The organism is Mycobacterium sp. E3298 (genome assembly GCF_001666895.1).
Taxonomy (GTDB): Bacteria; Actinomycetota; Actinomycetes; order Mycobacteriales; family Mycobacteriaceae; genus Mycobacterium.
The window spans coordinates 1-557 of sequence record NZ_LZJB01000198.1 but is presented as its reverse complement, the minus strand read 5'-3'; the positions used below and the strand labels follow the sequence as shown (position 1 = coordinate 557).

1 protein-coding gene and 1 pseudogene are annotated in these 557 nt (G+C 70.6%); one reads left to right on the top strand and one right to left on the bottom strand.

Annotation, left to right across the window (positions count from 1 at the left end):
* A partial coding sequence (locus A9X05_RS09205; protein WP_156736583.1) for a TetR/AcrR family transcriptional regulator occupies positions 1-326 on the bottom strand: 326 nt, incomplete at its 3' end.
* Between the two features lie 142 nt (positions 327-468).
* On the opposite strand from A9X05_RS09205, the pseudogene A9X05_RS32675 reads away from it, so the two are divergent.
* Positions 469-557: pseudogene (locus A9X05_RS32675) on the top strand (TetR/AcrR family transcriptional regulator); the annotation flags it as partial.

Here is a 557-nt window from a genome sequence, read left to right as displayed (position 1 = left end):
TCGGGCATGAGCCGGCCCGATTCGTCGAGAACCGCCCCGATGCGGTCGACCGCGCTCCCCGGCCGCTCGGCGGCCGCCCGCAGCCGTGGCAAAGCGACATCGGTGCGCGCCGCGATCGCCGCCTTGATCAGCTCCGCCTTGTTCGGAAAGTAGTTGTAGAGGCTGGCGCTGGTGACATCCGCGGTGCGGGCAATCTCGCGAATCGTGGCTCGCGAGTAGCCCACCGTCGCCACACAGCGCATGGTGGCCACGATGATGATGCGCGTGCGGGTCTGTTCGCCGTCGGCGCCCACCGGGCGCCCCAATCGCGAGGGCCGGGCGCTCATGCGGGACGGCACGCGCCGCCGTCCCGTCCCTCACGCACCGCGCACCTCCGCACGAACCCCGAATAAATCGATCACTCGATTATATTCGACACTGTCAGGCGCCGAGAGCCTGCGGACGGGACGCGCGAGTGCGGAGAACACGGTGACGCGGGCGCAGCGGGGACGCCCCGTCGGCGCCAGCGGTGAGGAGACCCGCACGCGCATCATCACCGCGGCGATGCGCACTGTGGC